At 66.3% G+C, this 25,823-nt stretch carries 24 protein-coding genes; 7 read left to right on the plus strand and 17 right to left on the minus strand.

Annotated features, from left to right (window positions below):
* Nucleotides 1-90: 90 nt before the first annotated feature.
* Nucleotides 91-1,320 (minus strand): GNAT family N-acetyltransferase, encoded by a 1,230-nt coding sequence (locus EV560_RS32035; RefSeq protein ID WP_165923742.1) that lies wholly within the window; start codon nt 1,318-1,320, stop codon nt 91-93.
* 282 nt (nt 1,321-1,602) lie between these two features.
* The gene (locus EV560_RS32040) at nt 1,603-2,676 is read right to left on the minus strand and encodes a substrate-binding domain-containing protein (protein WP_131859927.1); all 1,074 of its coding nucleotides are present in this window, start codon (nt 2,674-2,676) and stop codon (nt 1,603-1,605) included.
* A 120-nt stretch (nt 2,677-2,796) separates the two neighbouring features.
* Here EV560_RS32040 and EV560_RS32045 point away from each other — a divergent pair, with 120 nt between their 5' ends.
* Genes EV560_RS32045 through EV560_RS32065 form a run of 5 tightly spaced genes read left to right on the plus strand, consistent with a single transcriptional unit; the run spans nt 2,797 to nt 8,463 of the window.
* Nucleotides 2,797-4,068: an extracellular solute-binding protein gene (locus EV560_RS32045; protein ID WP_465247061.1), complete on the plus strand. Its 1,272-nt coding sequence runs from the start codon at nt 2,797-2,799 to the stop codon at nt 4,066-4,068.
* Nucleotides 4,069-4,077: 9 nt separating this feature from the next.
* On the plus strand, nt 4,078-5,010 hold the full coding sequence (locus EV560_RS32050) for a carbohydrate ABC transporter permease (RefSeq protein WP_131859928.1): 933 nt from the start codon (nt 4,078-4,080) through the stop codon (nt 5,008-5,010).
* A 1-nt stretch (nt 5,011) separates the two neighbouring features.
* Complete coding sequence (locus EV560_RS32055) at nt 5,012-5,860, plus strand: carbohydrate ABC transporter permease (RefSeq protein ID WP_131859929.1); 849 nt, start codon at nt 5,012-5,014, stop codon at nt 5,858-5,860.
* Between the two features lie 3 nt (nt 5,861-5,863).
* Nucleotides 5,864-7,372 carry an argininosuccinate lyase gene (locus EV560_RS32060; RefSeq protein ID WP_131859930.1) on the plus strand — a complete coding sequence of 503 codons (1,509 nt, stop codon included), beginning with the start codon at nt 5,864-5,866 and terminating at the stop codon, nt 7,370-7,372.
* Nucleotides 7,372-8,463, plus strand: coding sequence for an ABC transporter ATP-binding protein (locus tag EV560_RS32065; protein WP_131859931.1), 1,092 nt, complete (start codon nt 7,372-7,374; stop codon nt 8,461-8,463). The genes EV560_RS32060 and EV560_RS32065 overlap by 1 nt, the downstream gene beginning before the upstream one ends.
* A gap of 30 nt (nt 8,464-8,493) precedes the next feature.
* Here the strand turns inward: EV560_RS32065 and EV560_RS32070 are convergent, their stop codons facing one another.
* Together EV560_RS32070 and EV560_RS32075 are read right to left on the minus strand one after the other, a co-directional pair.
* Entirely contained in the window at nt 8,494-9,504 is a 1,011-nt protein-coding gene (locus tag EV560_RS32070; protein ID WP_131859932.1) for a helix-turn-helix domain-containing protein, read from the minus strand.
* Nucleotides 9,505-9,792: 288 nt separating this feature from the next.
* A complete protein-coding gene (locus EV560_RS32075; protein WP_131859933.1) occupies nt 9,793-10,245 on the minus strand; it encodes a GNAT family N-acetyltransferase in 453 nt (150 codons plus the stop codon).
* A 421-nt stretch (nt 10,246-10,666) separates the two neighbouring features.
* Between EV560_RS32075 and EV560_RS32080 the strand changes: the two genes are divergently transcribed.
* Entirely contained in the window at nt 10,667-11,377 is a 711-nt protein-coding gene (locus EV560_RS32080; RefSeq protein WP_131859934.1) for a L,D-transpeptidase, read from the plus strand.
* Between the two features lie 110 nt (nt 11,378-11,487).
* Here EV560_RS32080 and EV560_RS32085 read toward each other — a convergent pair whose 3' ends face one another.
* Together EV560_RS32085 and EV560_RS32090 are read right to left on the minus strand one after the other, a co-directional pair.
* Nucleotides 11,488-11,973, minus strand: a complete 486-nt coding sequence (locus EV560_RS32085; RefSeq protein WP_131859935.1) for a peroxiredoxin — start codon at nt 11,971-11,973, stop codon at nt 11,488-11,490.
* 49 nt (nt 11,974-12,022) lie between these two features.
* Nucleotides 12,023-12,874 (minus strand): protein-disulfide reductase DsbD domain-containing protein, encoded by an 852-nt coding sequence (locus tag EV560_RS32090; protein WP_131859936.1) that lies wholly within the window; start codon nt 12,872-12,874, stop codon nt 12,023-12,025.
* A 183-nt stretch (nt 12,875-13,057) separates the two neighbouring features.
* Between EV560_RS32090 and EV560_RS32095 the strand changes: the two genes are divergently transcribed.
* Entirely contained in the window at nt 13,058-13,669 is a 612-nt protein-coding gene (locus EV560_RS32095) for a YqgE/AlgH family protein (RefSeq protein ID WP_131859937.1), read from the plus strand.
* Nucleotides 13,670-13,695: 26 nt separating this feature from the next.
* Here the strand turns inward: EV560_RS32095 and EV560_RS32100 are convergent, their stop codons facing one another.
* The 11 genes from EV560_RS32100 to ctaD all read right to left on the minus strand — a co-directional run bounded on the left by EV560_RS32100 (nt 13,696) and on the right by ctaD (nt 25,768).
* Nucleotides 13,696-16,650, minus strand: coding sequence for an EAL domain-containing protein (locus EV560_RS32100; protein WP_131859938.1), 2,955 nt, complete (start codon nt 16,648-16,650; stop codon nt 13,696-13,698).
* Between the two features lie 53 nt (nt 16,651-16,703).
* Complete coding sequence (locus EV560_RS32105) at nt 16,704-17,315, minus strand: GNAT family N-acetyltransferase (RefSeq protein WP_131859939.1); 612 nt, start codon at nt 17,313-17,315, stop codon at nt 16,704-16,706.
* A 5-nt stretch (nt 17,316-17,320) separates the two neighbouring features.
* A complete protein-coding gene (locus tag EV560_RS32110) occupies nt 17,321-18,538 on the minus strand; it encodes a M16 family metallopeptidase (RefSeq protein WP_248312328.1) in 1,218 nt (405 codons plus the stop codon).
* A gap of 122 nt (nt 18,539-18,660) precedes the next feature.
* Nucleotides 18,661-20,076 carry a threonine synthase gene (gene thrC, locus EV560_RS32115; RefSeq protein WP_131859941.1) on the minus strand — a complete coding sequence of 472 codons (1,416 nt, stop codon included), beginning with the start codon at nt 20,074-20,076 and terminating at the stop codon, nt 18,661-18,663.
* Between the two features lie 61 nt (nt 20,077-20,137).
* Nucleotides 20,138-20,911 (minus strand): SURF1 family protein, encoded by a 774-nt coding sequence (locus EV560_RS32120; protein ID WP_131859942.1) that lies wholly within the window; start codon nt 20,909-20,911, stop codon nt 20,138-20,140.
* Entirely contained in the window at nt 20,908-21,282 is a 375-nt protein-coding gene (locus tag EV560_RS32125) for a DUF983 domain-containing protein (protein ID WP_131859943.1), read from the minus strand. Before EV560_RS32125 ends, EV560_RS32120 begins: the two co-directional genes overlap by 4 nt.
* 69 nt (nt 21,283-21,351) lie before the next feature.
* Nucleotides 21,352-22,215, minus strand: coding sequence for a cytochrome c oxidase subunit 3 (locus EV560_RS32130; RefSeq protein ID WP_131859944.1), 864 nt, complete (start codon nt 22,213-22,215; stop codon nt 21,352-21,354).
* A 56-nt stretch (nt 22,216-22,271) separates the two neighbouring features.
* On the minus strand, nt 22,272-22,868 hold the full coding sequence (locus EV560_RS32135; RefSeq protein ID WP_131859945.1) for a cytochrome c oxidase assembly protein: 597 nt from the start codon (nt 22,866-22,868) through the stop codon (nt 22,272-22,274).
* On the minus strand, nt 22,868-23,038 hold the full coding sequence (locus EV560_RS35945) for a hypothetical protein (RefSeq protein WP_165923743.1): 171 nt from the start codon (nt 23,036-23,038) through the stop codon (nt 22,868-22,870). Before EV560_RS35945 ends, EV560_RS32135 begins: the two co-directional genes overlap by 1 nt.
* Nucleotides 23,035-23,991 carry a heme o synthase gene (locus tag EV560_RS32140; protein WP_131859946.1) on the minus strand — a complete coding sequence of 319 codons (957 nt, stop codon included), beginning with the start codon at nt 23,989-23,991 and terminating at the stop codon, nt 23,035-23,037. The genes EV560_RS35945 and EV560_RS32140 overlap by 4 nt, the downstream gene beginning before the upstream one ends.
* Nucleotides 23,992-24,136: 145 nt before the next feature.
* On the minus strand, nt 24,137-25,768 hold the full coding sequence (gene ctaD, locus EV560_RS32145; protein ID WP_131859947.1) for a cytochrome c oxidase subunit I: 1,632 nt from the start codon (nt 25,766-25,768) through the stop codon (nt 24,137-24,139).
* Nucleotides 25,769-25,823 lie beyond the last annotated feature (55 nt).

A 25,823-nucleotide genomic window follows, 5' to 3' on the forward strand; every position in this document is an offset into this window, starting at 1 on the left:
TGCGATGCTGGCCTCCGCCCAGCCAGCATCTTGAATCACAATCCAAAACCCAGGGGAATCCCTCTCGATTCAATCAAACCGGGAAACGCTCTAGACCGCCGCGGCAAGCGCGACGAAGCACCAATTGCTCCTGACAAGCCAATCCCGGCAGGTCCTGACGATGGTCTTGCCCTGATAGCGGCACCAGAACACGGCCGACACGAGGGCGAAAGCCCAGGCGCTGCGGGGCGTGCCGATCACTAGATCCTCGACCTCGCGCCGTTCGGCCCAGAACTCGCTCATGACGCCCCTGTCGCGGCGATTGCACGAGTCGACCCGCTTGACCGACCGGCAATCCAGCAGATGCCGCGTATAGGCGTCGAGCAGCAGGAGCCCGGGTGCGTAACGGCGCAGCGATTCATCATAAGCCGTCTTCCACGAATAGGCCTCGCCTCCAGAGCTGATCAGCACATCGATGACGATGGGCCTGCCGTTCAGGGACAGGCAATGAAGTGTCACGAGCCCTTCCTTGGCGAGCCCCGAGATCATCCGTCGCGCGAAAGCCGCGCATGAGTTGCGCAGCAGAAGGGCGTGCCCGCGCGCAATCCAGTTTGCCTTCCATCCGGCGGCTTCAAGCGCCAGAAAGGTTTCGAATCCCGCGCGAATTGCCGCCGGTTCGCTCAGGATGCTGTGGCTGAGTTCGCCCAGGGCTTCGAGTTGACGCCTTGCCCTGCCCAGCCGCTTGCGCCGTGCGCGCGAGAGGGTCCTGGACAGGTAAGTGCCGCCGTCCATCTCGGATTCGAGCTTTGGCCTCCGACGCCGCTCCATCATGCGCCACCGGCTCCCTTCCGCGGAGAGCACTTCGAGCAGGAGATCGCGAACGAGGCCGACCTCGAAATCGCTGGCGTGCAACAGCCCCGGCAATGAGCGATCGGTGCGCAAGGCCTCGATCATCGCGCCGAGCGCAGCCTTGGCCACGAGCCTGTCGAGAACCGGCGTGCCGAGATGCGTGTGACGATTCAGCGGCGATCGCAGGATCGCGATCGGCAGCCAGGACGCCGCGCGGCAGACAGACAAGGCCCAGGCGCCAACCAGGATCCGGCTTTGTTTCGCCCCGTAATGTTGCCAGACGAGGAGCGTCCTCGTGACCGTCCCGGCACTTTCGGCGGCCGCCACGACGGCCGGCTCCATGAAGGCGTTCGGCACCAGGGCACGGTTCACGAGATCACGCCACTCGTTCTCGATGCTCAGGAACTGCGCCGCGCTGGCGACTTCGACGTCGAGGCGCGGGAGGGGGCCCGCGCCGCAAACGCCGTCCTCGACCTGGTCCAGTCTCAGCATGCGCCCCTCGCTCGTGCACATGAAGAGACTACCCGATGCGGCGTGCTCCTGGCGTACGATTTGGGGTTAGCGCCGTGTGCATTATGGGAAGCGAAGCATTCGCACCTGGTTCTGCGAGACGGCGATGCGCGGCAGCCGGCGAAGAACTCGGCTCATCCAGAAGAAGAGCTCGTCAGGTCGAGCAGTCACGCAACCGTGCAGCTAGCAAAGCAGCAACTTCGGCAGGAGATATACTCGTAGGGCGTCATGACATCCGGCTGGAACGTTGCTCTCCGCCAGCCGCTACCGCTGCGGCTGCGCCAGGGCGACGGAGTCGCGCAGCACGAGCTCGAAGGGCAGGATCTCGTGAACGGGCTCGGGAGCATTCTGCTCGATGAGATCGATCAGGATCAGGGCGAGCTGCTCGCCGGCGCTTCGGATCGAGGTTGCGGTCGCCGTCAGCGGCGGCACGAAATCGGCCGCGCTGCAGCCGCGCACGCCGTCATCGTGGCAGACAACCGACATATCGACACCGACTTTGAGCCCGCGCTCGCCCAGCGCGCGATAAACGCCGCGGGCCTGGAAGACCGAGCCGCAGATGAAGGCGGTCGGGCGCTGCGGATCGTCGAGGCGGCGCAGGGCGGTCTCGTAGCCGGTGGCCTCGGTCATCGAGACGAATTCGATCGCGTCGGGCAGCGGGGTCAGCCCGCGCGCGGCGAAGGCGCGTCGGAAGCTTGCGGCGCGAGCCGCAACGTAGCGGAATTGCGCGAGCCCGTTGATGGCGACGATATGGCGATGCCCATAGTCGAGGAGCAGGCCCGTCAGGCGCTCGAACGCGTTGTCGTTGTCGGTGTCGACGAAGGAATAGGCCTCCTTCACCTCGCTGCGCCCATGCACCACGAAGGGCAGGCGAAGCTGGTTCAGCAAGCCGATGCGCGGATCCTCGACGAGAGGCCGGGTGATGATGACGCCGTCGACGGATTTCGACGAGGCGAGCTTGCGCAAGACCGCGGCCTCGTCCCCCTGGAACGGCGATAGCAGCAGGCTGTAGTTGCGCCGGGTCACGGCGGTCGAGATGCCGGCGAGCACGTCCACGAAATTGGTCTCGGGCAGTTGCAGCCGCTCGAGCGGGAAGGAGAGGGCGATCGTCTCGGCCCTGCCGATCGCGAGGCTGCGCGCCCGCGCGTTCGGCCGATAGCCCGCCGCCTCGGCCGCTGCGACGACGCGCTGGCGCGTCGTCGCGGGAATGCCGGGATGAGCCCGCAGCGCACGGCTCACCGTCGACTGCGACAGGCCGAGCTCGAGGGCGAGCGTCTTCAGGTCCGCGGCGTTCTTGTGCAAGCGCTTGCTTTCTTCGCGCGCCGGAACCTCGATCACCCGCGGCGCATCCTCGGCTTAGCGCATATTTGGCCCGGTTGACAAACCGTAACGCCACCGTACCATGCAAGCGCTTGCATAATACACTGGCAAACAGTGATGTCCCGGGAGGATGCCCTGATGAGTTTCGCGAGAATCGCCCGCCGGTCGTTCCTGGCCACCGCCATGGCCATTGGCGCCTTCGCCGCTGGCGCAGGCCGCGCGCAGGCGGTCGAGATCCAGTACTGGCAATATGTCTTCGACACGCGCGTCCAGGCGATGACCGAGCTGATCAAGCAGTTCGAGGCCGCGAATCCCGGCATCACCGTCAAGCAGGTCACCTTCCCCTATGCCGACTACCAGACGCGGCTGATCGCGGCCAAGGCGGCCGGGCGCGGCCCGGAGGTGATGCAGCTCTTCTATGGCTGGCTCGACACGTTCATTGCGGGAAAGCTGGTTCAGCCGCTGCCGAAGGCGACGTTCAAGGATGCCGAGATCGAGAAGGACTTCTTCCCCATCGTCTCGGCGATGAAGCGTGACGGGCAATATTACGGCCTGCCGACCGCCGTGCGCGCCATGGCGCTGTTCTACAACAAGGATCTGTTCCAGAAGGCCGGGCTCGATCCGGAGAAGCCGCCGCAGACCCTGGACGAGCTCGTGGCGGCCGCCAAGGCGATCGTCAGGCGCGACGGCGCCGGCAACTTCCAGCAGGTCGGGATGGCGCTCGACATCGCCAGGCAGGACCATAACTGGTGGCGCGAGATCCTCGTGCGCAATTATGGCGGCGAATCCTATTCTCCCGATGGCCGCAACGTCGCCTACAACACCGAGGCCGGAGCCAAGGCGCTCGAATTCTATACGGGCCTGCAGAAGGTCCATCGCGTCGGCCAGGAAGGTTTCATGGACGAGGGCCAGGCGGCCTTCCGCGCCGGCCTCGCCGGCATGGTCGTCGACGGCACCTTCCGCGTCGCCTCCTACAAGACGATCCAGAGTTTCAAATGGGGCGTCGCCGAGCTGCCGACCTTTGACGGCAAGAAGGCCAATTTCGGCAGCTATTTTGCCAATGCCATCGGCGCCTCCGCGACGGGCGAGAAGCTGGCCGCGGCCGAGAAGTTCCTGGCCTTCATCTCCTCGGAGAAGGCGATGAATGTCTGGCTGGAGAAGGTCGGCGAGTTGCCGGCCCGTCGCGCCGTGGCGCTGACCGAGGCCAATATCAAGGATCCGATCTACGGGCCCTTCATCCGCGCGCTCGACTATTCCTCGACGCCCCCGATGGTCGACGAATCCGCCCAGCGCCAGGTCTCGATCGACATGATCAACGGCGTGCTGCTGAAGGACCTGCCGATCAAGGATGCGCTGAGCACCGCGGCCACGCGCGAGCAGGCGATCCTCGACAAGTTCAAGCCGAAGTAAGAGGCCGGCATGACCGCGACGACGCTATCGCCGCGGAGCGCAGGCTCCGGCGGCGTCTGGGGACGGCTGTCGATCTCGACGAAGCAGATCGTCTGGGCCTGGGCGTTCCTCGCCCTGCCGGTGCTCTTCTTCGCGATCGTGCGCTTCTATCCGACGCTGGAGGCCTTCTACCTGTCGGTGACCGACTGGGACCTGCTCAATGAGGCGCGCTTCATCGGCCTCGACAATTACCGCAAGCTCTTCGCCGACCCGGTGTTCTGGCAGGTCTTCCGCAACACCTTCGCCTATCTGGTCTTCGGCACGCCGATCGCGATCATGCTGTCCTTCGCGATCGCCTATTATCTCGACCGCGTGACCTTCCTGCACGGCTTGATCCGCGCGCTCTACTTCCTGCCCTATCTCACCACCGCCGCCGCGATGGCCTGGGTCTGGCGCTGGTTCTACCAGCCGCCGCCGATCGGCGTGATCAACAGCATCCTCGGCTTCGCCGGCGTGCCGGCGCAGCCCTTCCTGCGCTCGATCGACCAGGCGCTGCCGGCGATCATGCTGACCGCGATCTGGGCGCATCTCGGCTTCCAGATCATTATCTTCATGGCGGGCCTGCGGGCCATCCCCACGAGCTATTACGAGGCGGCGCGGATCGACGGGCTCGGCGAAGGCGCGATCCTGACCCGCATCACCATTCCGCTGCTGAAGCCGACCACGGTCTTCCTCGTCGTGTTCTCGTCGATCGGCTTCCTCAGGATCTTCGACCAGGTCTACAACATGACCAGCAACGATCCCGGCGGTCCGCTGAATTCGACCAAGCCGCTGGTCCTGATGATCTACCAGACGGCCTTCTCCTCCTACCAGATGGGCTATGCCGCGGCTCAGACCGTCGTGCTCTTCACCATCCTGTTCTCGATCTCGATGGCCCAGCTCTGGATCCTGAGGAGCCGCTGAGATGAGCGACGCAGCCAAGCTCCCGCCAGCCTATGGCGCCGTCCGGCCCGGCCGGATCATCGCCTGGACGATCCTCTTCCTCGGCGGCATCGTCATGATGACGCCGCTGCTCTTCATGTTCTCGACCTCGCTGAAATCGGCAGGCCATGTCTACGATCTGCGCCTGATCCCCGAGCAGCCGACGCTTGCCAACTACGTCAAGGTCCTGTCCGACGGGCGCTTCGCCCGCTGGTTCCTCAATTCGACGCTGATCGCGACGATCGTCACCCTGTCCTGCCTGTTCTTCGACAGCCTCGTCGCCTACACGCTCGCGAAGTTCAACTTCCCCGGCCGTCGCCTGGTCTTCCTGGCGATCCTGTCGACGCTGATGATCCCAACCGAGATGCTGGTCATCCCCTGGTACCTGATGGCGAGCAAGCTCGGCTGGATCGATACCTACTGGGGCATCATGTTCCCCGGCATGATCACCGCCTTCGGCGTCTTCCTGATGAAGCAGTTCTTCGAGACCGTGCCGAACGACTTCCTCGAGGCGGCCCGGGTCGATGGCCTCAACGAATTCGCGATCTGGTGGAAGGTGGCGCTGCCGCTGGTCACGCCGGCGCTTTCGGCGCTCGCGATCTTCACCTTTCTCGGCAACTGGACGGCCTTCTTCTGGCCGCTGATCGTCACCACCGACCAGTCGCTCTACACGCTGCCCGTCGGCCTCTCCAGCTTCGCGGTCGAGCAATCGATCCAGTGGGAGCTGATCATGACGGGGGCGGCGCTCGCCACCATCCCGACGCTGGCGATCTTCCTGTTCTTCCAGCGCTACATCGTACGCGGCGTCATGCTCGCGGGAGTCAAAGGCTAGATCATGGGTTTTCTGCAGGCCAACGACCGATCGCATTTCCCCGATCCGGTCTATCGCGAAACCGTCCTGCGGCCGCTCTTCGACGGCGCCCGCCATCACCATGCCGATGCGCTGCGCCGGATCGACCGCGCCCATCTCGTCATGCTGGTCGAGACCGGCATCCTCGACGCGGCCCAGGGAGCGGCCATCGCCGGCGCGCTCCTGGCGATGGAGCGCGAGATCGATCCCGCCGGGCTCGCCTATGGCGGGGATGTCGAGGATTATTTCTTCCACATGGAGGGCGAGCTCAAGGCCCGCACCGGCGCCGATACCGGCGGGCGGCTCCACACTGCCCGCTCGCGCAACGACATCGACCATACCTTCCTCAAGCTCGGCCTGATGCCGCGCATCGACGGCCTGCTGGCCGCCTGCCGGCAGCTGCTGGCGGCGCTGATCGAGGTCGCCACGCGTGACCGCGACGTGCTGATCGTCGCCTATACCCATGGCCAGCCGGCCCAACCGACGACCCATGGGCACTATCTCGCGGCGATGATCGAGGTCTTGATCCGCGATATGGAACGGATCGAGGCCGCGCGCGGGATCGTCGACCTCTGCCCGATGGGCGCGGCGGCGATCACCACCTCGGGCTTCCCGATCAGCCGGGAACGCGTCGCCGAGCTCCTCGGCTTCGCGGCGCCGCTGCAGAATTCCTATTCCTGCATTGCGGCGACGGATTATCTGAGCTCGGTCTACAGCGCGCTCTCGCTGCTCTTCCTGCATCTCGGCCGGCCGGTTCAGGATTTCCAGTTCTGGTCGAGCTTCGAGGTCGGCCAGCTCTACCTGCCGAACGGCTTCGTGCAGATCTCCTCGATCATGCCGCAGAAGCGCAATCCGGTGCCGTTCGAGCATCTGCGCCATCTGTCGGGCCAGGTCGTAGGACGCTCCCGCGCCGTGGTCGACGTGATGCACAACACGCCCTTCACCGACATGACCGACAGCGAGGCCGAGACCCACGAGATGGGCTATCAGGCCTTCGACGTCGCCCATCGTGTCCTCGACCTGCTGACCGCCACGATCCGCGCCGGCCGCATCGATCCGGAGAAGGTCGCGGTCAATCTCAGCCGCTCCTGCGCCACCATCACCGAGCTTGCCGATTGGCTGGTGCGCAGCGAGCAGCTCTCGTTCCGGCTGGGCCACGAGATCGCCGCCGATGTCGCCCGCGCGGTCGTCGCCATGGCGGGCGACCTGCCGACGGATGGCTACGCGGCCTTCACCGCGGCCTTCGAGCGCCATGTCGGGCGCGCGCCAAAGGCCGGCGCCGCCGAATTCGCCCGGATGGTCTCGCCGGAGCATTTCGTCGCGATCCGCGACCGCCTCGGCGGCCCGGCGCCGGCCGCGCTCGACGCTGCGCTCGCCAGCTATCGCACGGCCTTGGCCGGATTCGAGGCGCGCGCCGCCGGGATCGCCGACCGGCAGGCCGTGGCGGCTGACGAACTGGAGCGCCGCATCCAGGACATCGCGAAGGGTGGATGATGGCCAGGATCGAGCTCGAACAGATCGTCAAGCGCTACGGCAACATCACCACCGTCCATGGCATCGACCTGACGATCGGGGATGGCGAGTTCGTCGTCCTCGTCGGTCCCTCCGGCTGCGGGAAATCGACGACGCTACGCATGATCGCGGGGCTGGAGGCGATTTCGGGCGGGACGCTGCGCATCGGCGGGCAGGTGGTCAACGACCACGAGCCCAAGCATCGCAATATCGCGATGGTCTTCCAGAACTACGCGATCTACCCGCATCTCACTGTGGCGCAGAATATCGGCTTCGGGCTCTACACCTCCAAGCTGTCCAAGGCGGAGAAGCAGGCGCGCATTCTCGAGACCGCGCGCACCTTGAGCCTGGAGCCCTATCTCGAGCGCCGCCCGGCCGCGCTCTCGGGCGGCCAGAGGCAACGGGTAGCGATCGGCCGGGCCATGGTGCGCGACCCCGTCGCCTTCCTGTTCGACGAGCCCCTCTCCAATCTCGATGCGCAGTTGCGGGGGCAGATGCGGCTCGAGATCAAGCAGCTGCATCAGCGGCTCGGCAGCACGATCGTCTTCGTCACGCATGATCAGGTCGAGGCGATGTCGCTCGCCGACCGGATCGTGGTCATGCGCGAAGGCCGCATCCTCCAGGTCGGCGCGCCGATGGATCTCTACAACCGGCCCGCGGACATCTTCACGGCGCGCTTCATCGGCACGCCAGAGATGAACATGCTGGACGCGACGAGCGAAAGCGGGCGGCTGAACATGGGAGCCAATGCCGGCGCGGTCGACCTGTCCGGCATCGCCGGCCTGCCGCAGGGGATCGGCGCAGGCCGGCCGATCGTGCTGGGGCTGAGGCCGCAGGAACTGACCTTGCTTGCGGATGGGCGCAACGATTTCCCGATCCGGATCGAAGGCAAGGTCCGGGTCGCCGAGCCGCATGGATCGGAGACATTCGTGATGCTGGACCTGCCTCTCGGCCACATCGTCGCCCGTGCCCCCTCGACCGCCGCCTTCAAGCCCGGCGACGCCGTTGCGTTCGGAGCAGAGACCGGCAGCTTGCGCGTATTCGATAGGCAGACCGAGAAATTGATCGAGTGAGCTTCGTCGGGTTCAGGACCGGCCGCCGCCTCAGAAGTCGCGCAGGCATTCCCTGAGGGTCGCATACGGAGCGACGTCGTCGCGCCCGTTCGGAGGAGTGAGCTGCTGCCCGGTGACCCAGGCCGCGCGCACATCGCGCGGCGTCATGCCGAACTCATGCTTGAAGGCGCGGCTGAAGCTGGACGCATCCGGGAAGCACAGCGCGTCGGCGATCTCGGTGATGGAGCGAGAATTCGCCGGGTTGGAGAGATCCGCATAGGCCTGGAGCAGCCGCCGGCGCTGGATATAGCGCGCGACGCCGCCGTCGTCGTTCAATAGACGATAGAGCTGGGTGCGCGACATGCCGACCTCGCGGCAGAGCGTGTCCGGGCCGAGCGACGTCGCATGGAGGTGCCGCTCCACGGCCCGCCGCACCTTCTCGCGACGGCTCAGGTCGATCAGGCTGGCGGCGCGTGCGGCATGGTCCGCCGATGGCGCGACGCAGGCGAACACCATCGAGCGCATCGCATTGGTCAGGCGCGGCAAATCTTCCGGCGCGAGCTCGGTCAGATTGCGCTGGAGCAGGGCGATATACTCGCCGAGCAATTTGCCGAGCGCGGTATCGAGCGCCTGCCCCTGCATCGCGTCGAGCGCCGGTGCGAGTTCGCTGAACGTGTCACGCGGCAGATAGAGCTGCAGCCTGGTATCGCGGGCCCGGTCGCTGATCATCTCGCGGCCCAGCGACACGACGAAAGGCACGCGGGCCGGAATATCGAGGGTGACGTCGCCGCCTTGCCCGGTCGTCCGGTGCTGGCCCAGCGTGATTACCCAATGGTCGACCGGGTTGCGGCGCACCAGCGTCTTGCTGCGCAGGGCCCGCAGGGACGGAGCATCGACGATGCTGAGGCCGAAACCGTCCAGGGACCAGGTCGTGCTTTCCGCTTCGAAACCGCCGGCGGGTTCGTCGATTGCGACGTCGAATACGCTGTCGAACCAACCGATCCAGGCATCGAATTGATGGCGAGGCGCATGGTCACGCGTGGAAAAGCGGACTGGTGTCATTGGCAACAATATCCAGCGTGGCCAGTCGTGATCGCATACGACGGTTCGGCAGCGCGGGTCAACCAAAGTACGGTATCGGGAAGCAGCGCCTCGGAAAAAGAGGCGTTCCGGAACGTTCTTTGAAAGATTTCGGGCTTTGTCTAGAACTTATCCGTATTCTGAATACAACTCTCAGCTGGCGAGTGCCTAGCGCGCGCCGCGTGTCATCATGATGACACCCCCACGGCGCTGCAGGCATCGAGGCGCAGCCGCCGCGAGAAAAGGTGGGCGCAGTGCCTTTCGCGGCCGCTATTGCGGCAGCGCCTGTCGGTAGACGATGAAGCCGGACTTTTCCGCCACCTTGTCGTAGAGTTCCTGGGCCTGCAGGTTGGTCTCGTGCGTCTGCCAGTAGACGCGATAATAGCCTTTCTCCTGCGCCATTTGCCGGACGGCCTCGATCAGCTTGCGGCCGGCCCCGCCGCCGCGGATATCGGGCGAGACGAAGAGATCCTGCAAATAGCAGATATCCTTGGCGCTCCAGCAGGTGCGATGCGCGACCCAATGGACGATGCCGACCGCCTTTCCGTCCTGCTCGGCGATGAAGCCGCCCATCGGCTCCGTCCCGCCGGTCAGGCGCGCGAAGGTGAGGTCGTAGATCTCTTGCGGCAGGGTCGATTTGTAGAAGGTCAGGTAGCCCTGCCAGAGCGGCGCCCAGGCGGCACGGTCGCTCGCGACGAGCGGACGGATGGTGATCTCGGACATGGCAGCCTCCCCAAAGCGTTGCGAGGCTAGCCGGCTCCGGGCGGGCTGTCTCATGACAAGGGACGATCGGATCGATCAGGAAAGTTGTGCAGGGGAGTGTCGATGCAGCGGGAGGCTCGGCCGCGGCGAGATGGGGGGCGTGCAGCGGGCTTGACGCGAGGAGGCCCGTGCCTGGCCGGGCGCCACGCATCGCACAGCGGGTCGACTGCGGTCCGGTCTCACCAGCATCCACGGGGTGCCAAAGACCAGCATCCCGATGAGTGCGGCGTGATCGCCACTGGCGCATGGCAAGTGCCGCGCAGCGAAGGTCAGAGCTTGCCAGCCGGGCCGCGTGACGGCAATCTAAGCTCAGGAAGACGCTCAGCGCGAGAATGCCGGAGTATTCTCTCGTTGGGCAGTAGGACACAGGAAGTCTAGAACCATGATCATGAACGGTGGCATTGCCGGTGCTGGCGCGGCGGACGAGGTCGCTTCGCCTGGATTTCGGTCGGGGCGTTTCAATCGCCGGTCGTTTCTGGTCGGCTCGGCCGCCAGTCTCGGCGTGCTCGGACTGGGCGGATGCGTGACGCCCGACGGCATGAGCCTTGCCGAGGCGGAGAAAGTCTACGGGCCGGTGCCCGAGGAGAAATTCCCGATTCCGGGGGTCGATGTCACCAAGGTCGATCCGAAATATTTCCGTCGTACGGTGCGCTACGAGACCAAGGAAGCGCCGGGCACGATCATCGTCGATCCCGGCAATTACTACGTCTATCGCATCGAGGAAGACGGAAACGCCACCCGCTACGGCGCCAATGTCGGCCGCGACGGCTTCCGCTGGAACGGTGACGCCTATGTCGGGCGCAAGTCCGAATGGGCGACCTGGACACCGCCCAAGGAGATGATCAAGCGCCAGCCCGAGGCGGCCAAATACGCTCGCGGCATGCCGGGCGGCCTCGACAACCCGCTCGGCGCGCGCACGCTCCATCTCTACCAGAATGGCGCCTACACGCTCTATACGATCTATGCGTCGAGCGACCCTGAGTCGATCGGCTCCGGCATCACCAGCGGCTGCGTCGGCCTGCTCAGCCAGGACATGATCCACCTGTATAACCGCACGCCGGTCAAGACGAAGGTGGTCGTGCTGCCGGCTTGAGGCAGCGGGAAACTCCTGACCGCTTTCGACTTCCAGACTTGCGGTTGTCCATAAAAAAGAGCCCGCCGGCCCCTGGGGCCGGCGGGCTTTCCAATTTCGGTGCAGCCTGCTCAGAGCTGCTTCAGCATCGCCTCGGCGCCGGAGACGTCGGCCTTGCCCGGAGCGTCCTCGACATTGAGTGCGCTGACGGTGCCGTCCTCGACGAGCATCGAATAGCGCTGCGAGCGCGTGCCGAGGCCGAAGCCCGAACCGTCGAGCGAAAGCCCGATCTCCTTGGCGAAATCGGCATTGCCGTCCGAGAGGAACTCGATCACGCCGGCCCCGCCCGTCGCCTTCGACCAGGCGTCCATGACGAAGACGTCGTTGACGCCTGTGACCATGATCGCATCGACGCCCTTGGCCTTGATCTCGGCCGCATTGTTCAGATAGCCGGGCAAATGGTTCTTGTGGCAGGTCGGCGTGAACGCGCCGGGCACTGCGAACAGCACGACCTTCTTGCCCGCGAACAGGTCTTCGGTCGTCCTCGCGGCCGGCCCGTCGGGGGTCATCACCCGGAAGGTCGCCTGGGGAAGCTTGTCACCCACCTTGATCGTCATTGCCTGTTCTCCGTGAGGCTTGCGGCGTTCCGGCCGCCCGCCCCATCGATTACGGCTTGCTGACGGGGATGTCGAGTTCCAGCCGCGTCTCGACGGCAGCCGGCTTGCCGCGCACGGTCACGATGAAGGGAGTGGGGCCGGAGGCACCTTTCGGCCGGTCGTTGATCTTGACGAAGGCCGAGATGCTGCCATCGGGCTGCGGGGTCATGCCGGGCTTGCCGAAGGACCACATGCCCGGCCCCTCGACGAAGACGTCCTCGATCGTGCCTTCCGGCGGGGTCCGAAGCAGAATGCGCAAGCCCGCCTCGCCCTTCTCCTCCTCCGGCTTCACCTCGAGGATGGCGAGTTTGTCGCGTTTCTGGCCCAGCTTCACCGAGGCCGGCACGCGCGCCTCGTAGCTCTCGAGCAGCGGCGAGGAGACGGAGGTGACGCCGGGTTCGAGCCAAAGCCTGGCCTCGCCCTTGGCGGGGATGCAGATCTTCTCGCAGACGGCATATTCGAGCGCGAGGACGAGAGTCACAGGCTTCTGCGGATCGACCGGCTGCACCGAGACCGGCACGACGACCTCGCCGACATAGCCGATCGAATAGCCGTTGCCGTCCTCGAAGCGTTCCGGCGCCGGCCAGCGCACGTCGAGCCCGCCGACATTCTCAGAGCCGCTCCAGTCGAAGACGGGCGGCACGCCGGCATCGCCGGGGCTGCGCCAATAGGTCTTGTAGCCCGGCGACATCGTGATCTGGACGCCGACGCGCTGCTTGCCGGACGGCGCCGTCGCCCCGGCGATCAGCCGCAGCGAGGAATGCGAGCTCTTCGACCAGGGCGAGACCGCCGCATCCTGCGCCAAGACAGGAGCGCTCAGCGCCGGAGCGGCGAGGGCGAGCAGGAGCAAGAGCGGTTTCACAGGATAGTTCTACGCGGTCGGCGTTCCAAAGGCGAAGCACACTCTCACAAATCGGCGAACGATTATGTGAAGCATGGCGGTGGAAAGCCGATATGCCGCATGAATGGGGCGCAATCGCGATCTCGGCTCATCACCCATTTTCCCTGGTTTCCAGCCGGGGCGTTTATGAATTAGCATGCGTGCATGAGGATCGGTTCGAGCCAACGTGTCAGCGGTCGCAGCTATCTCGACGGGCAATGCCTGATCGCGATGCCGGGCATGGCTGACTCGCGCTTCAACCGCAGCGTCGTCTATGTCTGCGCCCATTCCGAGGATGGCGCGATGGGCATCATCGTCAACAAGCCGGCGCCCGACACCAAGTTCCCGGACCTGCTCGTCCAGCTCGACGTGATCCCATCCGAAGGGCTGATTCGCCTGCCGAGCCAGGCCGAGAAGATGCGGGTGCTGCGCGGCGGGCCGGTCGAGACCAAGCGCGGCTTCGTGCTGCACTCCGCCGATTTCTTCCTGGAATCGGCGACGCTGCCGATCGACAACGGTATTTGCCTGACCGCGACGCTCGACATTCTCCGCGCCATCGCGATCGGCTCCGGGCCGGAGAATGCAGTGCTGGCGCTCGGCTATGCCGGCTGGGCGGCAGGACAGCTCGAATCCGAAATCCAGTCAAATGGCTGGCTGCATTGCGCGGCCGATCACGACCTGCTCTTCGACGACGGCATCGACACGAAATACAGCCGCGCCCTGCACAAGATCGGCATCGATCCGGCGTTCCTGTCGAGCGAGGCGGGGCACGCCTGAGCGCTTCTCCCCGAGGGGAGAAGGAGCTACGCCGCTTCCGACGATGAGCTGCTCGCGCCGACGAGCCGACGCGCTTCCGCTGCTGTCATCGGCTGGCCGAAAATGTAGCCCTGCGCGTATTGGCAGCCGAGCTGGTAGAGCTCGATCGCATCCGACTCGCTCTCTGCGCCCTCGGCGACGACATCCATGCGCAGGTCCGCCGCGAGCTGGACGATCGAGCGCAGGATCACCGGCGGCTTGCCGTTGCCCATCTGCCTGACGAAGCTCTGGTCGACCTTGATCGTGTCGAACGGGAAGCGCTGCAGGTAGGACAGCGAGGAATAGCCCGTGCCGAAATCGTCGAGCGAGAGCCCGGCGCCGAGCTCGCGGATGCGGCTGAGCATCTGCGCCGCATATTCCGGGTTCTCCATCACCAGGCTTTCGGTGATCTCGAGCTTGAGCGTGCCGGGCAGGACGCGCCGGCGCGCCAGCACAGTCTTCACGTCGTGCAGCAGGTCGTGCCGCAGGAGCTGGCGGCTGGAGACGTTGACGCTGGCGAAAATCGGCGGGTCGACCTCGAGCGCGGCCTGCCAGGCGGCGAGCTCGCGTGCCGTGCGGTCCATCACGTAGACGCCGAGATCGACGATCAGCCCGGTTTCCTCGGCAATGGCGAGGAAATCCTGCGGCAGCAGCCGGCCCTCGCGCGGGTGGTCCCAGCGCACCAGCGCCTCGAACCCGGCGATGGTGCGGTCCTCCAGCCGGACGATCGGCTGGTACATCACCTGGATCTCGCCGCGCTCGATCGCCCGGCGCAGGTCGCTTTCCAGCGCGAGCCGGTCATTGCGGTCGGTCCGCATCGCCGGCACGAAGACCTCGATCTTGTTGCCACCCTGGCGCTTGGCATGGGCCATGGCGAGCTCGGCATTCTTCAGCGCGTCGTCCTTGCGCGCCGCCGGCGTGGCGTCGAACAGGGCAAGGCCGATCGAGGGCGTGAGGAAAATCTCGCGCTCGGCAAAGGTCACCGGCGTCGAGACGGCGCGGCGCACAAGCTCGGCCAGCGCCAGGATGCGCTCGGGGTCACGCTCGGAGACCAGGATCATCGCAAACGTGTCGCCGCCGATGCGGGCGAGCGTGTCCTGCGCCCGCAGCAGCCGGCCGAGCCGGCGCGCCAGCGTCAGCAGGATCGAATCGCCGGCCGAGAAGCCGACGGATTCGTTGACCTGCTTGAAGCGGTCGATATCGATCACGATCACGGTCGGGCGGATGCTGTCATCGGCGCGCACGAAGCCGAAGACGGCGCCGAGACGATCCTGGAACAGCTTGCGGTTGGGCAGGCCGGTCAGGTTGTCATGCACCGCATCGTGCAGCAGCCGCTCCTGCGCCGTGCGCTGCTCGGTGACGTCGGCGAGCGTGCCGATCACGCGGATGACCTCGCCGTTTGAGCCGATCACCGGCCGGGCCTTGAGGTTGAACCAGTGATAGGTGCCGTTCGAGGCGCGCAGGCGGAAATCGAGCTGCAGCTTGCCGCGGCGCTGCTCCAGCACGGCGTCGAGCGTGACCTTGTAGCGGTCGCGATCGCCGACATGCATGTATTCGAGCCAGCGTGCGGCCGAGCCTTCGAGCGCACCGCGCGGCAGGCCGAGCAGCACTTCGGTCTGCGGCGAGACGAAGATCTTGTCGGCCGAGACATCCCAGTCGAAGACGAGATCGCCGGAACCGGAAAGGGCCAGCGCCCGCCGCTCGGTGTCGGAGACCAGTCCCTGCGCCAGGGCGCCGCCGGCAAAGGCGTGCTGGATCACGGTGAAGCCGATCAGCAGCACGATCAGCACGAGCCCGCCGACCAGCGCCGGCGCGACGAGGTCCCGCGAGAACTGGCCGGTCACGGTGAAGCCGGCCGCGGTCACCCAGATCGCCAGCAGGAACCAGGTCGGGATCAGCATCACCGCCCGCTCATAGCCATGGGTGGCGAGATGCAGGATCAGCACGAAGCCGACGGCGGCGACCGCCGCGATCGAGATGCGCGCGATGCCGGACGCCATCGGCGCGTCGAACACGGCAAGGCCGACAAGCCCGATCAGCCCGAGGATCCAGACGATGGTGACGTGGCTGTAGCGCACATGCCAGCGCGACAGGTTGAGATAGGCGAAGAGGAAGACGAGCAGCGTCGCCGCCAGCACCACCTCGGCGCCGGCGCGATAGATGCGCTCGATGGCCGGCGTCAGCGGGAAGATGCGCTGGAAGAAGCCGAAATCGAGCCCGGCATAGGCGAGCACGGCCCAGGCCAGGGCGGCCGCGGCCGGGAAGATCACCGCGCCCTTGACCACGAAGATGATAGTCAGGAACAGCGCCAGCAGGCCGGCAATGCCGATGATGATGCCCTTGTAGAGCGTCAGCCCGTTGGTCTTCTGGCGATAGGCCTCCTGCTCGAACAGGTAGAGCTGCGGCAGGTTCGGCGATTTCAGCTCGGCGACGAAGGTGACGGTCGTGCCGGGATCGAGCGTGATCAGGAAGACATCGGCATCGGGGGATTCCTCGCGCTCGGGCCTGAGGCCCTGGCTGGCCGTGATCGCCTCGATGCGGGTGTCGCCGAGATCCGGCCAGACCACGCCGGAGCCGATCAGCCTGTGAAAGGGCGCAACCAGCAGCCGGTCGATCTGCTCGTCCGAATCATTGGTCAGCGCGAACACGATCCAGTCCGGCCGTGCACCCGATTCGCGTGCCCTGACCGCGATGCGGCGCACGATTCCGTCCGCGCCGGGCGCGGTCGAGATCTGGATGACGTCGCCATCCGATTTGTTGCGCTCGACCACATGGGTCAGGTCGATGACCGGCGCATCGACCGGCACGCGCACGGCCTCGACCGCGCCCGCCGGGGAGGCGAAGCTCAGCGGGAGCAGAAGCGCAAGGCAGATGACGGCGAGGCCAGCCCGGAGAAGTCGGTCGAAGAGGGACAAGCGCAGCTCGAAGATAGGATGGAACGCAACAATACAGCTGTGAACCATCAGTCGTACCGACCGCTCATGGCGAGGGCAAGGCAGGGGTGGGGCGCTGTGGATCATCGCGCGCCAGCATCGCCTTCACTGGACAGCCGGTCGCTCGAGAGGATGCCGTAGAGCAGGTGGTCGGCCCAATGGCCGTTGATGCGCAAATAGGCCCGCGCCTCGCCCTCGCGCCGGAAGCCGACCCGTTCGAGCAATCGCCGCGACGGATCGTTGTTCGGCAGGCAGGCGGCCTCGACCCGGTGAAGGGCGAGATCGGAAAAGGCGAAGCGCAGGGCGCCGCGCACGGCTTCCGTCATATGGCCCTTGCCGGCATGGCGCTGGCCCATCCAATAACCGAGCGTGCAGGCCTGGGCGACGCCGCGCCTGACCAGCCCGAGCGTCAGCCCGCCGAGCAGCGCGTCCGACTGCGCATCGAGAATGAAGAGCGAATAGGCTTCGTCGGTGGCGATCTCGCGGGCGGCGCGCTTGACCCTGAGGCGGAACGAGGCGCGCGTCAGGTCGTCCTCGTTCCAGACCGGCTCCCACGGGGTGAGGAACTCGCGGCTCTCCATCCGCAGCACGGCCCAGGCAGCATAGTCGGTTGCCTGCGGCGCACGCAGGATCAGGTTCGGCGTGCGGATCAGCGGGCGTGTTGGAGGATCGGTCGAGAAGCGGAACAGCGCCATTCCGGTCAAGCCTCCAGCCGCACCGTCTGCCGCAGCCATTCGGCCGGCGGCAGGCCGTCGAGCGGCCCGACCGCGGCGATGGTCGGTTCCTGGCCGAGCAGCGAGCGCCCGGCGGCGCGGACGTCTTCGAGCGTCACCGCATCGAGCCGTTGCGCCAGTTCCTCGCGTGGGATGGCACGGCCGAAGACCAGCACCTGCCGCGCCATTTGCTCCAGCTTGCCGCCGGGGCTTTCGAGCGAGGCCAGGAGCCCGACCTTCATCTGGGCGCGCGCACGGGCCACTTCCGCCTCGGTCACGTCGGCGGCGGCCTGGCGCAGGCAATCGAGCGCGACCTCGACCAGTTCGCCGACATCCTCCGGCGCGGTGCCGGCGCTGATGCCGAAGACGCCGCAATCGGAGAAAGGCCAGTGGAAGGCGTCGATCGAATAGGCGAGGCCACGTTGCTCGCGCACCTCCTGGAACAGCCGCGACGACAGGCCGCCGCCGAGCACCGAGGAGAAGATCTGCAGCGGGTAATGCGCGCCGTCGCGGAAGGGCAGGCCGGGGAAGCCGAGCACGAGATGCACCTGCTCCTCGTCGCCCTCGATCCGTGCCTCGCCGCCGCGATAATGCCCGCTCTCGCGCTCGGGCACCGATTGCGGGATGGCGGGCAGGCTGGCGAGCCGCTCCTGCGCCAGAGCGACGAGCTGGTCGTGATCGACCGCGCCCGAGGCCGCCAGCACCATGTTCCCCGCATGGTAGTTGCGGGCGAGATAGGCGCGGATCGCCGCCGGCGTGAAGCTCTTCACCGTCTTCGCCGTGCCCAGGATCGGCCGGCCGAGCGGCTGGTCGGGGAAGGCGGCCTGCAGGAAGCGGTCATAGACCAGGTCGTCCGGCGTATCCTGCACGGCGCCGATCTCCTGCAGGATCACGCCCTTCTCGCGGGCGAGTTCCTCGTCGGTCAGCGACGGAGCGGTGAGGATATCGGAGAGAATGTCGACCGCCAGCGGCAGGTCCTGGCCGAGCACACGCGCGGTGTAGCAGGTATATTCGACGCTGGTCGCGGCATTGAGATCGCCACCGGCGCTCTCGATCTCCTCGGCGATCTGGCGGGCGCTGCGCCGCGCCGTGCCCTTGAAGGCCATATGCTCGAGCAGATGGGCGAGCCCGTGCTCATGCGGCAGCTCGTCGCGCGCGCCGGCGCCGATCCAGATGCCGAGCGAGACCGTCGCCGCATGGTCCATGTGCTGCGAGACGATGCGCAGGCCGGATGGCAGCACCGTCAGGCCGACATCGGGATCATGCGCGCCCAAGGGCCGCGAGGCCTGGGCAGCGACATCCGCCGCCTCGGCTGGCCCCTTGGCGGTCATGCCGCTGCCCCCCGGACGGCGCGGGCATTCTGGCGGATGAAGGCTTCGATCTGGCCCTGGTCGTTCGGCAGCACGGTCACGCGCTCCTCGCGCTCCATCAGGTCGGCCAAATGGGCCGGCAGTGTCGGCACGACGCCGCTCGCCGCCTCGACGGCCGCCGGGAACTTGGCGGGATGCGCGGTGCCGAGCACCACGACCGGCGTCGCCGGATCGAGCTTCAATCCCCGCCGCGCCGCGACGACGCCGATCGCGCTGTGCGGATCGAGCAGATAGCCGGCCTCGCGCCAGCTCTGGCCGATCTCGGCGGCGGTCTCGGCCTCGGATACCGCGGTCGCGTCGAATTCGGCGCGGATGCGCGCCAGCGGCTCGGGCGCGATCTCGAAATGCCCGGATTGCTGCAGCGATTGCATCAGCCGGCGGACGGCGGCGCCGTCGCGCTCATGCACCTCGAACAGCAGCCGTTCGAAATTCGAGGAGATCTGGATATCCATCGAGGGGGAGGTGGTCGCCTCGACGCCGCGCATCTCATAGGCGCCGCTCTGCAGCGTGCGGGTCAGGATATCGTTGCTGTTGGTGCCGATCATCAGCCGCTCGATCGGCAGCCCCATCCGCTTGGCGACCCAGCCGGCGAGCACATCGCCGAAATTGCCGGTCGGCACCGCGAAGGAGATCTTGCGCGCCGGCGCGCCGAGCGAGACCGCAGCGGTGAAGTAGTAGACCACCTGCGCCGCGATGCGGGCCCAGTTGATCGAGTTCACGCCTGAGAGGCCGAGCTCGTCGCGGAAGGCATGATGGTTGAACATCGCCTTCACCAGGTTCTGGCAATCGTCGAACGTGCCCTCGATCGCGATCGCGTGGACATTCGGCGCATCGACCGTCGTCATCTGCCGGCGCTGCACGTCGGAGACGCGGCCTTGCGGGTAGAGGATGAACATGTCGACGCGCTCGAGCCCCTTGAAGGCGTCGATCGCGGCGCCGCCGGTATCACCGGAGGTCGCGCCGACAATCGTGGCGCGCTCGCCGCGCAGCGCCAGCACATGGTCCATCAGCCGCCCGAGCAGCTGCATCGCCACGTCCTTGAAGGCGAGCGTCGGGCCGTGGAAGAGCTCGAGCACGAAGAGATTGTCACCGATCTGCGTCAGCGGGCACACGGCCGGGTGCCGGAAACCGGCATAGGCCTCGCGGATCATCTCTCCGAGCGCCTTGCCTTCGACATCGTCATCGGCCAGCGCGCCGATGATGCGCTCGGCGACCTCGGCATAGCTGCGCCCGGCGAAGCCCGCGATCTCCTGCTCGTCGATCCGCGGCCAGGCTTTCGGCACATAGAGCCCGCCATCGCGGGCAAGCCCGGCCAGAAGCGCATCGGAGAAGGCGAGGGGAGACGCTTCTCCCCGGGTGGACACATGCAGCACGGCGTCGCTCTCGGTGATGATGTCTGTTGCTATAGGCCCGGCGGCGGCTTTCGGCAAAATTTTACGGCGCGTCAGCCGCCGTCACCTTGCGCCGCCCCTGCCAGGCGAAGGCGGTGAACACGCCGATCAGGGTCAGCGCCAGCCCGAACCAGGTCAATGCATATTGCAGGTGATTATCCGGAATACGCTCGATCAGCTCCTTCACGTCGACGCCGGCCGGCGGCGTCATGCCGTCGCCCTGGCGCTCGGCCTCCAGGTAGAAGGGCGCCGGCGGCAGGTTGAGCGCGGCGGCTATTGCGGCGGGATCGCGCGTGTAGAACTCGCGATTTGCCGGAATGTCGTCCGGCGTGAAGCTGCCGCGCGATTCGGGCGCGCGCAGGAAGCCGGTGATCCTGGCCGGGCCGGATGCGGGCTTGATCTCGCCGAGCCGGGCCTCGGGCACGAAGCCACGATTGACCAGGATCGTGCCGCCATCTTCCAATTTGAAGCCCTGGAAGATCCAGCGGCCGAAGCCGGAAAGCTGGCGCGAGCCGGGCGGGCCGGCCGCGATCGTCGTGCGCACTCCGGCGAAGGGGCCGTCCACGAAGCTGCCATTGGCGCTGACGCGGGTGAGGTCGAGCCTGGCGGGGTCCAGCGTGGCCCAGCTCGACGAGGCCGGCATCGGCGCCGGCTCGCCCGTCGCCTGCGAGGTCAGCCGCCCGATGAAGGCGTGTTTCTCGCCCATGCGCTCGAGCTGCCAGATGCCGAGCGTGCACAGCACCAATGTTCCCGCAATGGTCAGGATGGCCGGCAGCAGCAGGTGCGGCCGCGCCGGGCTCGTTGTCGTCGCGCTCACTTCTTCAGCCTGCCTTCTTCGGCCTTGTTGGCATATTGCAGCGCAACCGCGAGCCCTTTCATGGGGCGCAGCAGCGCGAGGCAGACGATCACCGCCAGCGGCAGCCACATCACCAGATGCAGCCAGATCGGGGGCTCGTAGGCGATCTCGACATAGAGCGCGAGGCCAAGGACGACGAAGCCTGCGATCAGCATGATGAACACTGCCGGCCCATCGGCCGAATCGGCGAATTTGAAGTCGAGCCCGCAGGCCGAGCAGCGCGGGCGGACTTTCAGGAAGCCGTCGAAGAGCTGGCCCTCGCCGCAGCGCGGGCAGCGGCCGGCGAGCCCGGTCGAATAGGGGGAGGGCGAAATCCCGTGCCAATCGGACATGCTGGGTCTCCTCAAACGTGAAAGGCGGCCTTTCGGCCGCCTTTCGAAGGCAATGCTGCGGCGGCCGGCTTAGTGACCGGCGGCGACGCCGCTGCCGGCGCCCCAGACGTAGATCGCAGCGAACAGGAACAGCCAGACCACGTCGACGAAGTGCCAGTACCAGGCGGCGAACTCGAAGCCGAGATGCTGGTCCGGCTTGAAGTGGCCGAGATAGACCCGGTACAGGCAGACCGCCAGGAAGATCGTGCCGATGATGACATGCGCGCCGTGGAAGCCGGTCGCCATGAAGAAGGTCGCGCCATAGATATGGCCGCTGAAGGCGAAGGCCGCGTGCGAGTACTCGTAGGCCTGGCACAGTGTGAACAGGATGCCGAGGATCACGGTCAGCCACAGCGCCTGCTTGAGGCCGGCGCGGTCGCCCTGGATCAGCGCGTAATGCGCCCAGGTCACTGTCGTGCCGGAGGTCAGCAGGATCAGCGTGTTGAGCAGCGGCAGGTGCCAGGGATCGAAGGTCTGGATGCCCTTCGGCGGCCAGACACCGCCGGTGAAGTCATGGCGCAGGAAGTTGATCGGCTCGTAGCTGAACAGGCTGGCGTCGAAATAAGCCCAGAACCAGGCGACGAAGAACATCACCTCGGAGGCGATGAACATCAGCATGCCGTAGCGGTGATGCAGCTGGACGACGCGGGTATGGTGGCCCTCGCTCTGGGCTTCGCGCACCACGTCCATCCACCAGGACAGCATGGTGTAGAGCACGCCGAGCAGGCCGGCGAAGAACACCAGGGGGCCGAGCTTCATGCCGCCGATCAGCAGCGCCTTCATCCACATCACCGCGCCGATCGCCATGATCGTCGCGCTGGTCGCGCCGATGATCGGCCACGGGCTCGGATCGACGAGGTGGTAGTCGTGGTGCTTCGTATGGGCCCCGGCCATCTTGCTCTGTCTCCGCGTCCGACTCTGCTGCTCAGCGCTTGGTGCTGGTGCAGCTCTTATAAGTTCGAATTGCCCGCGTCACCCTTGCTCTCCGCGACCGGCTGGCCGTTCTTGGAGGGAAAGTACGTGTAGGACAATGTCAGTGAATTGACGCCGTTGAGATCGCGGTTCTGGGCGATCTCGGGATCGACATAGAACACCACCGGCGCCTCCATGCTCTCGCCCGGCTGCAACGTGTGCTCGGTGAAGCAGAAGCACTGGATCTTGACGAAATAGGCCGCGGCCTGCGTCGGCGTGACGTTGAAGGTCGCGATGCCGGTCGAGGCCCGGTTGCTCGTGTTGGTGATCTTGTAGAAGACGGTCTGCGTCTGGCCGATGCGGAAGGTGATGTCCCGCGCCTCCGGCTCGAAGCGCCAGCCCAGGCTCGGCGCGACATTGGCGTCGAAGCTCACCGTCATCTTGCGGTCGAGGACCGTGCCGGTCGCGGCCGTGCCGACCAGCGGCGTGCCGCCGAAGCCGGTCGCCTTGCAGAACAGGTCGTAGAGTGGCACCGCGGCGAAGGCGAGCCCGGTCATGCCCATGGCGACGCCAGCGCAGATCAGCGCCGTGCGCTTGGCCCTGACGGCCTGGTCCTTGCTGGAAATCGCGCTCATCACAGCGGCCTGTTGAGGATGGCGGGGCCGGTCTTCACCAGCGTCACCACGAAGAAGAACACCACGAGCGCGCCGAGCACGAGCGCGAGCGCGACCGAGCGGCGGCGCCGCCGCGCCATGTCCTCCGGCGAGAAGGCCGGGGGTGTCGGGCGCTGGTCCTTGCCGCTCATCCGATCACCTTCGGCAGCGCCCACATCAGGCCGAACGCATTCTCCGCCAGCAGCACGGCAAAGAGCAGGAAGAGATAGAGGATCGAGAAGCCGAACAGGGCATAGCAGGCCTTGGTCGCGGCCTCGCCTTCGGTGACGCGCAGGACGCGCAGCGAAAGCCCGATCATCGCCAGCCCGGTCACTACCGAGACGACAAGATAGATCAGGCCGCCGAAGCCCATCAGCGCGGGCAGCACGGCGACCGGGGCCATGATCAGCGAATAGAGGACGATCTGGCGGCGCGTCGCGGCGGGGCCGGCGACATTCGGCATCATCGGAATGCCGGCGCGGGCATAGTCGGCCGACTTGACCAGGGCCAGCGCCCAGAAATGCGGCGGCGTCCACAGGAAGATGATGGCGCAGAGCACGAGCGAGCGCAGGCCGAACTCGCCGGTGACGACCGCCTCGCCGATGATCGGCGGGAAGGCGCCGGCCGCGCCGCCGATGACGATGTTCTGCGGGGTCCAGCGCTTCAGCCACATCGAGTAGACGACGGCATAGAAGAAGATGGTGAAGGCCAGCATCGCCGCTGCGGGCAGGTTGGCGACGAGGCCGAGTACGAGCACGGAGCCGATCGACAGCGTCAGGCCGAAGGCGAGCGCCTCGGAGGGCAGGATCCGCCCGGACGGGATCGGCCGCTTCGCGGTCCGCGTCATCACCGCGTCGATATCGGCGTCGTACCACATGTTGAGGCAGCCCGACGCACCGGCGCCGACCGCGATCGCCAGCAGCGAGGCGAGCCCGATCACCGGATGCACCGAGCCCGGCGCCGTCGCCATGCCGGTCAGCGCGGTGACGACGACGAGGAACATCACCCGCGGCTTGAGCAGCTCGAAGAAATCGCCCGCCTCGCCGGTGGAGGTCAGCGCGACGCCGTCTGAGCGGGGATCGAACCTGTCTAGGGCAGCGGACATTGGTCTCGTCGTTTCACTTCCGTCGGCGGCCCGATCCGGGCCGGTTGAACGATGCGGGCTGGCCGCCTGTCACCGGAAGGCCTCGTGCGAGGCCCTCGGGAGAGAGGCGGCGGCGGGCGAGGAGCCCGCCGCCGGGAGATCTGTCTCAGTGGTCCGAGCCGGTGATGCGCGGCAGGGTCTCGAACTGGTGGAAGGGCGGCGGCGAGGACAGGGTCCATTCCAGCGTCGTCGCGCCTTCGCCCCACGGATTGTCGCCGGCGAGCTCCTTCTTCGTGAAGGCGACGAAGACGCCGTAGAAGAAGATCAGCAGGCCGAAGGCGAAGATGTAGGAGCCGATCGACGAGACCATGTGCCAGTGATGGAAGGCATCCGGGTAGTCGACATAGTGCCGCGGCATGCCGGCCAGGCCGAGGAAGTGCTGCGGGAAGAACAGCAGGTTGGCGCCGATGAACGCGACCCAGAAATGCAGGCGGCCGATCCAGTCCGGGATCATGTAGCCCGACATTTTCGGGAACCAGTAGTAGAAGCCGGCGAAGATGCCGAACACGGCGCCGAGCGACAGCACGTAGTGGAAATGGGCCACGACGTAATAGGTCGCGTGCAGCGAGCGATCGACGCCCGCGTTGGCGAGGACGACGCCGGTGACGCCACCGACCGTGAACAGGAAGATAAAGCCGACGGCCCAGAGCATCGGCGCGGTGAAGCGGATCGAGCCGCCCCACATCGTCGCGATCCAGGAGAAGATCTTGATGCCGGTCGGCACCGCGATGACCATCGTCGCGAACACGAAATAGCGCTGCGTGTTGAGCGAGAGACCGGCGGTGTACATGTGGTGCGCCCACACGATGAAGCCGACGACGCCGATCGCGACCATGGCGTAGGCCATGCCGAGATAGCCGAAGATCGGCTTCTTCGAGAAGGTCGAGATGATGTGGCTGACGATGCCGAAGGCCGGCAGGATCATGATGTACACTTCGGGGTGGCCGAAGAACCAGAACAGGTGCTGGTACAGGATCGGGTCGCCGCCGCCGGCCGGATCATAGAAGGTCGTGCCGAAATTGCGGTCGGTCAGCAGCATGGTGATCGCGCCGGCGAGGACCGGCAGCGCCAGCAGCAGCAGGAAGGCGGTGACGAGCACGCCCCAGGCGAACAGCGGCATCTTGTGCATGGTCATGCCAGGCGCGCGCATGTTCAGGATCGTGGTGATGAAGTTGATCGCGCCCAGGATCGAGGCCGCGCCCGCGAGGTGAAGCGACAGGATACCGAAATCGACCGAGGGGCCCGGGTGGCCCGCTGACGAGAATGGCGGATAGATCGTCCAGCCCGTGCCGACGCCATGTGCGCCCGGTGCACCCTCGACGAACATCGAGATGACCAGCAGCACGAAGCCGGCCACCGTCAGCCAGAACGAGATGTTGTTCATGCGCGGGAAGGCCATGTCCGGCGCGCCGATCATCAGCGGCACGAACCAGTTGCCGAAGCCGCCGATGACGGCGGGCATGACCATGAAGAAGATCATGATCAGGCCGTGGCCGGTGACGAAGACGTTGTAGCTCTGGCCGTTGGCGAAGATCTGGAGGCCGGGCTGCTGCAGCTCGATGCGCATCATGATCGAGAGGAAGCCGCCGACCAGGCCGGCCATGATCGAGAACACCAGGTAGAGCGTCCCGATATCCTTGTGGTTGGTCGACAGCAGCCAGCGACGCCACCCGGTCGGATGGTCGTGGGCGTGGGCGTCGTCGTGCCCGTGAGCGTCAGCGTGAGCCGCGGTTGCCATAGCTTTCGTCTCCTCGTGCGAAATCAATCGCTAGAGTTCGTTCTGTCGGGTTCTG

Origin of the sequence: Allobosea sp. BK604 (genome assembly GCF_004341515.1) — a bacterium.
In the GTDB taxonomy this organism is placed as follows: domain Bacteria; phylum Pseudomonadota; class Alphaproteobacteria; order Rhizobiales; family Beijerinckiaceae; genus Allobosea.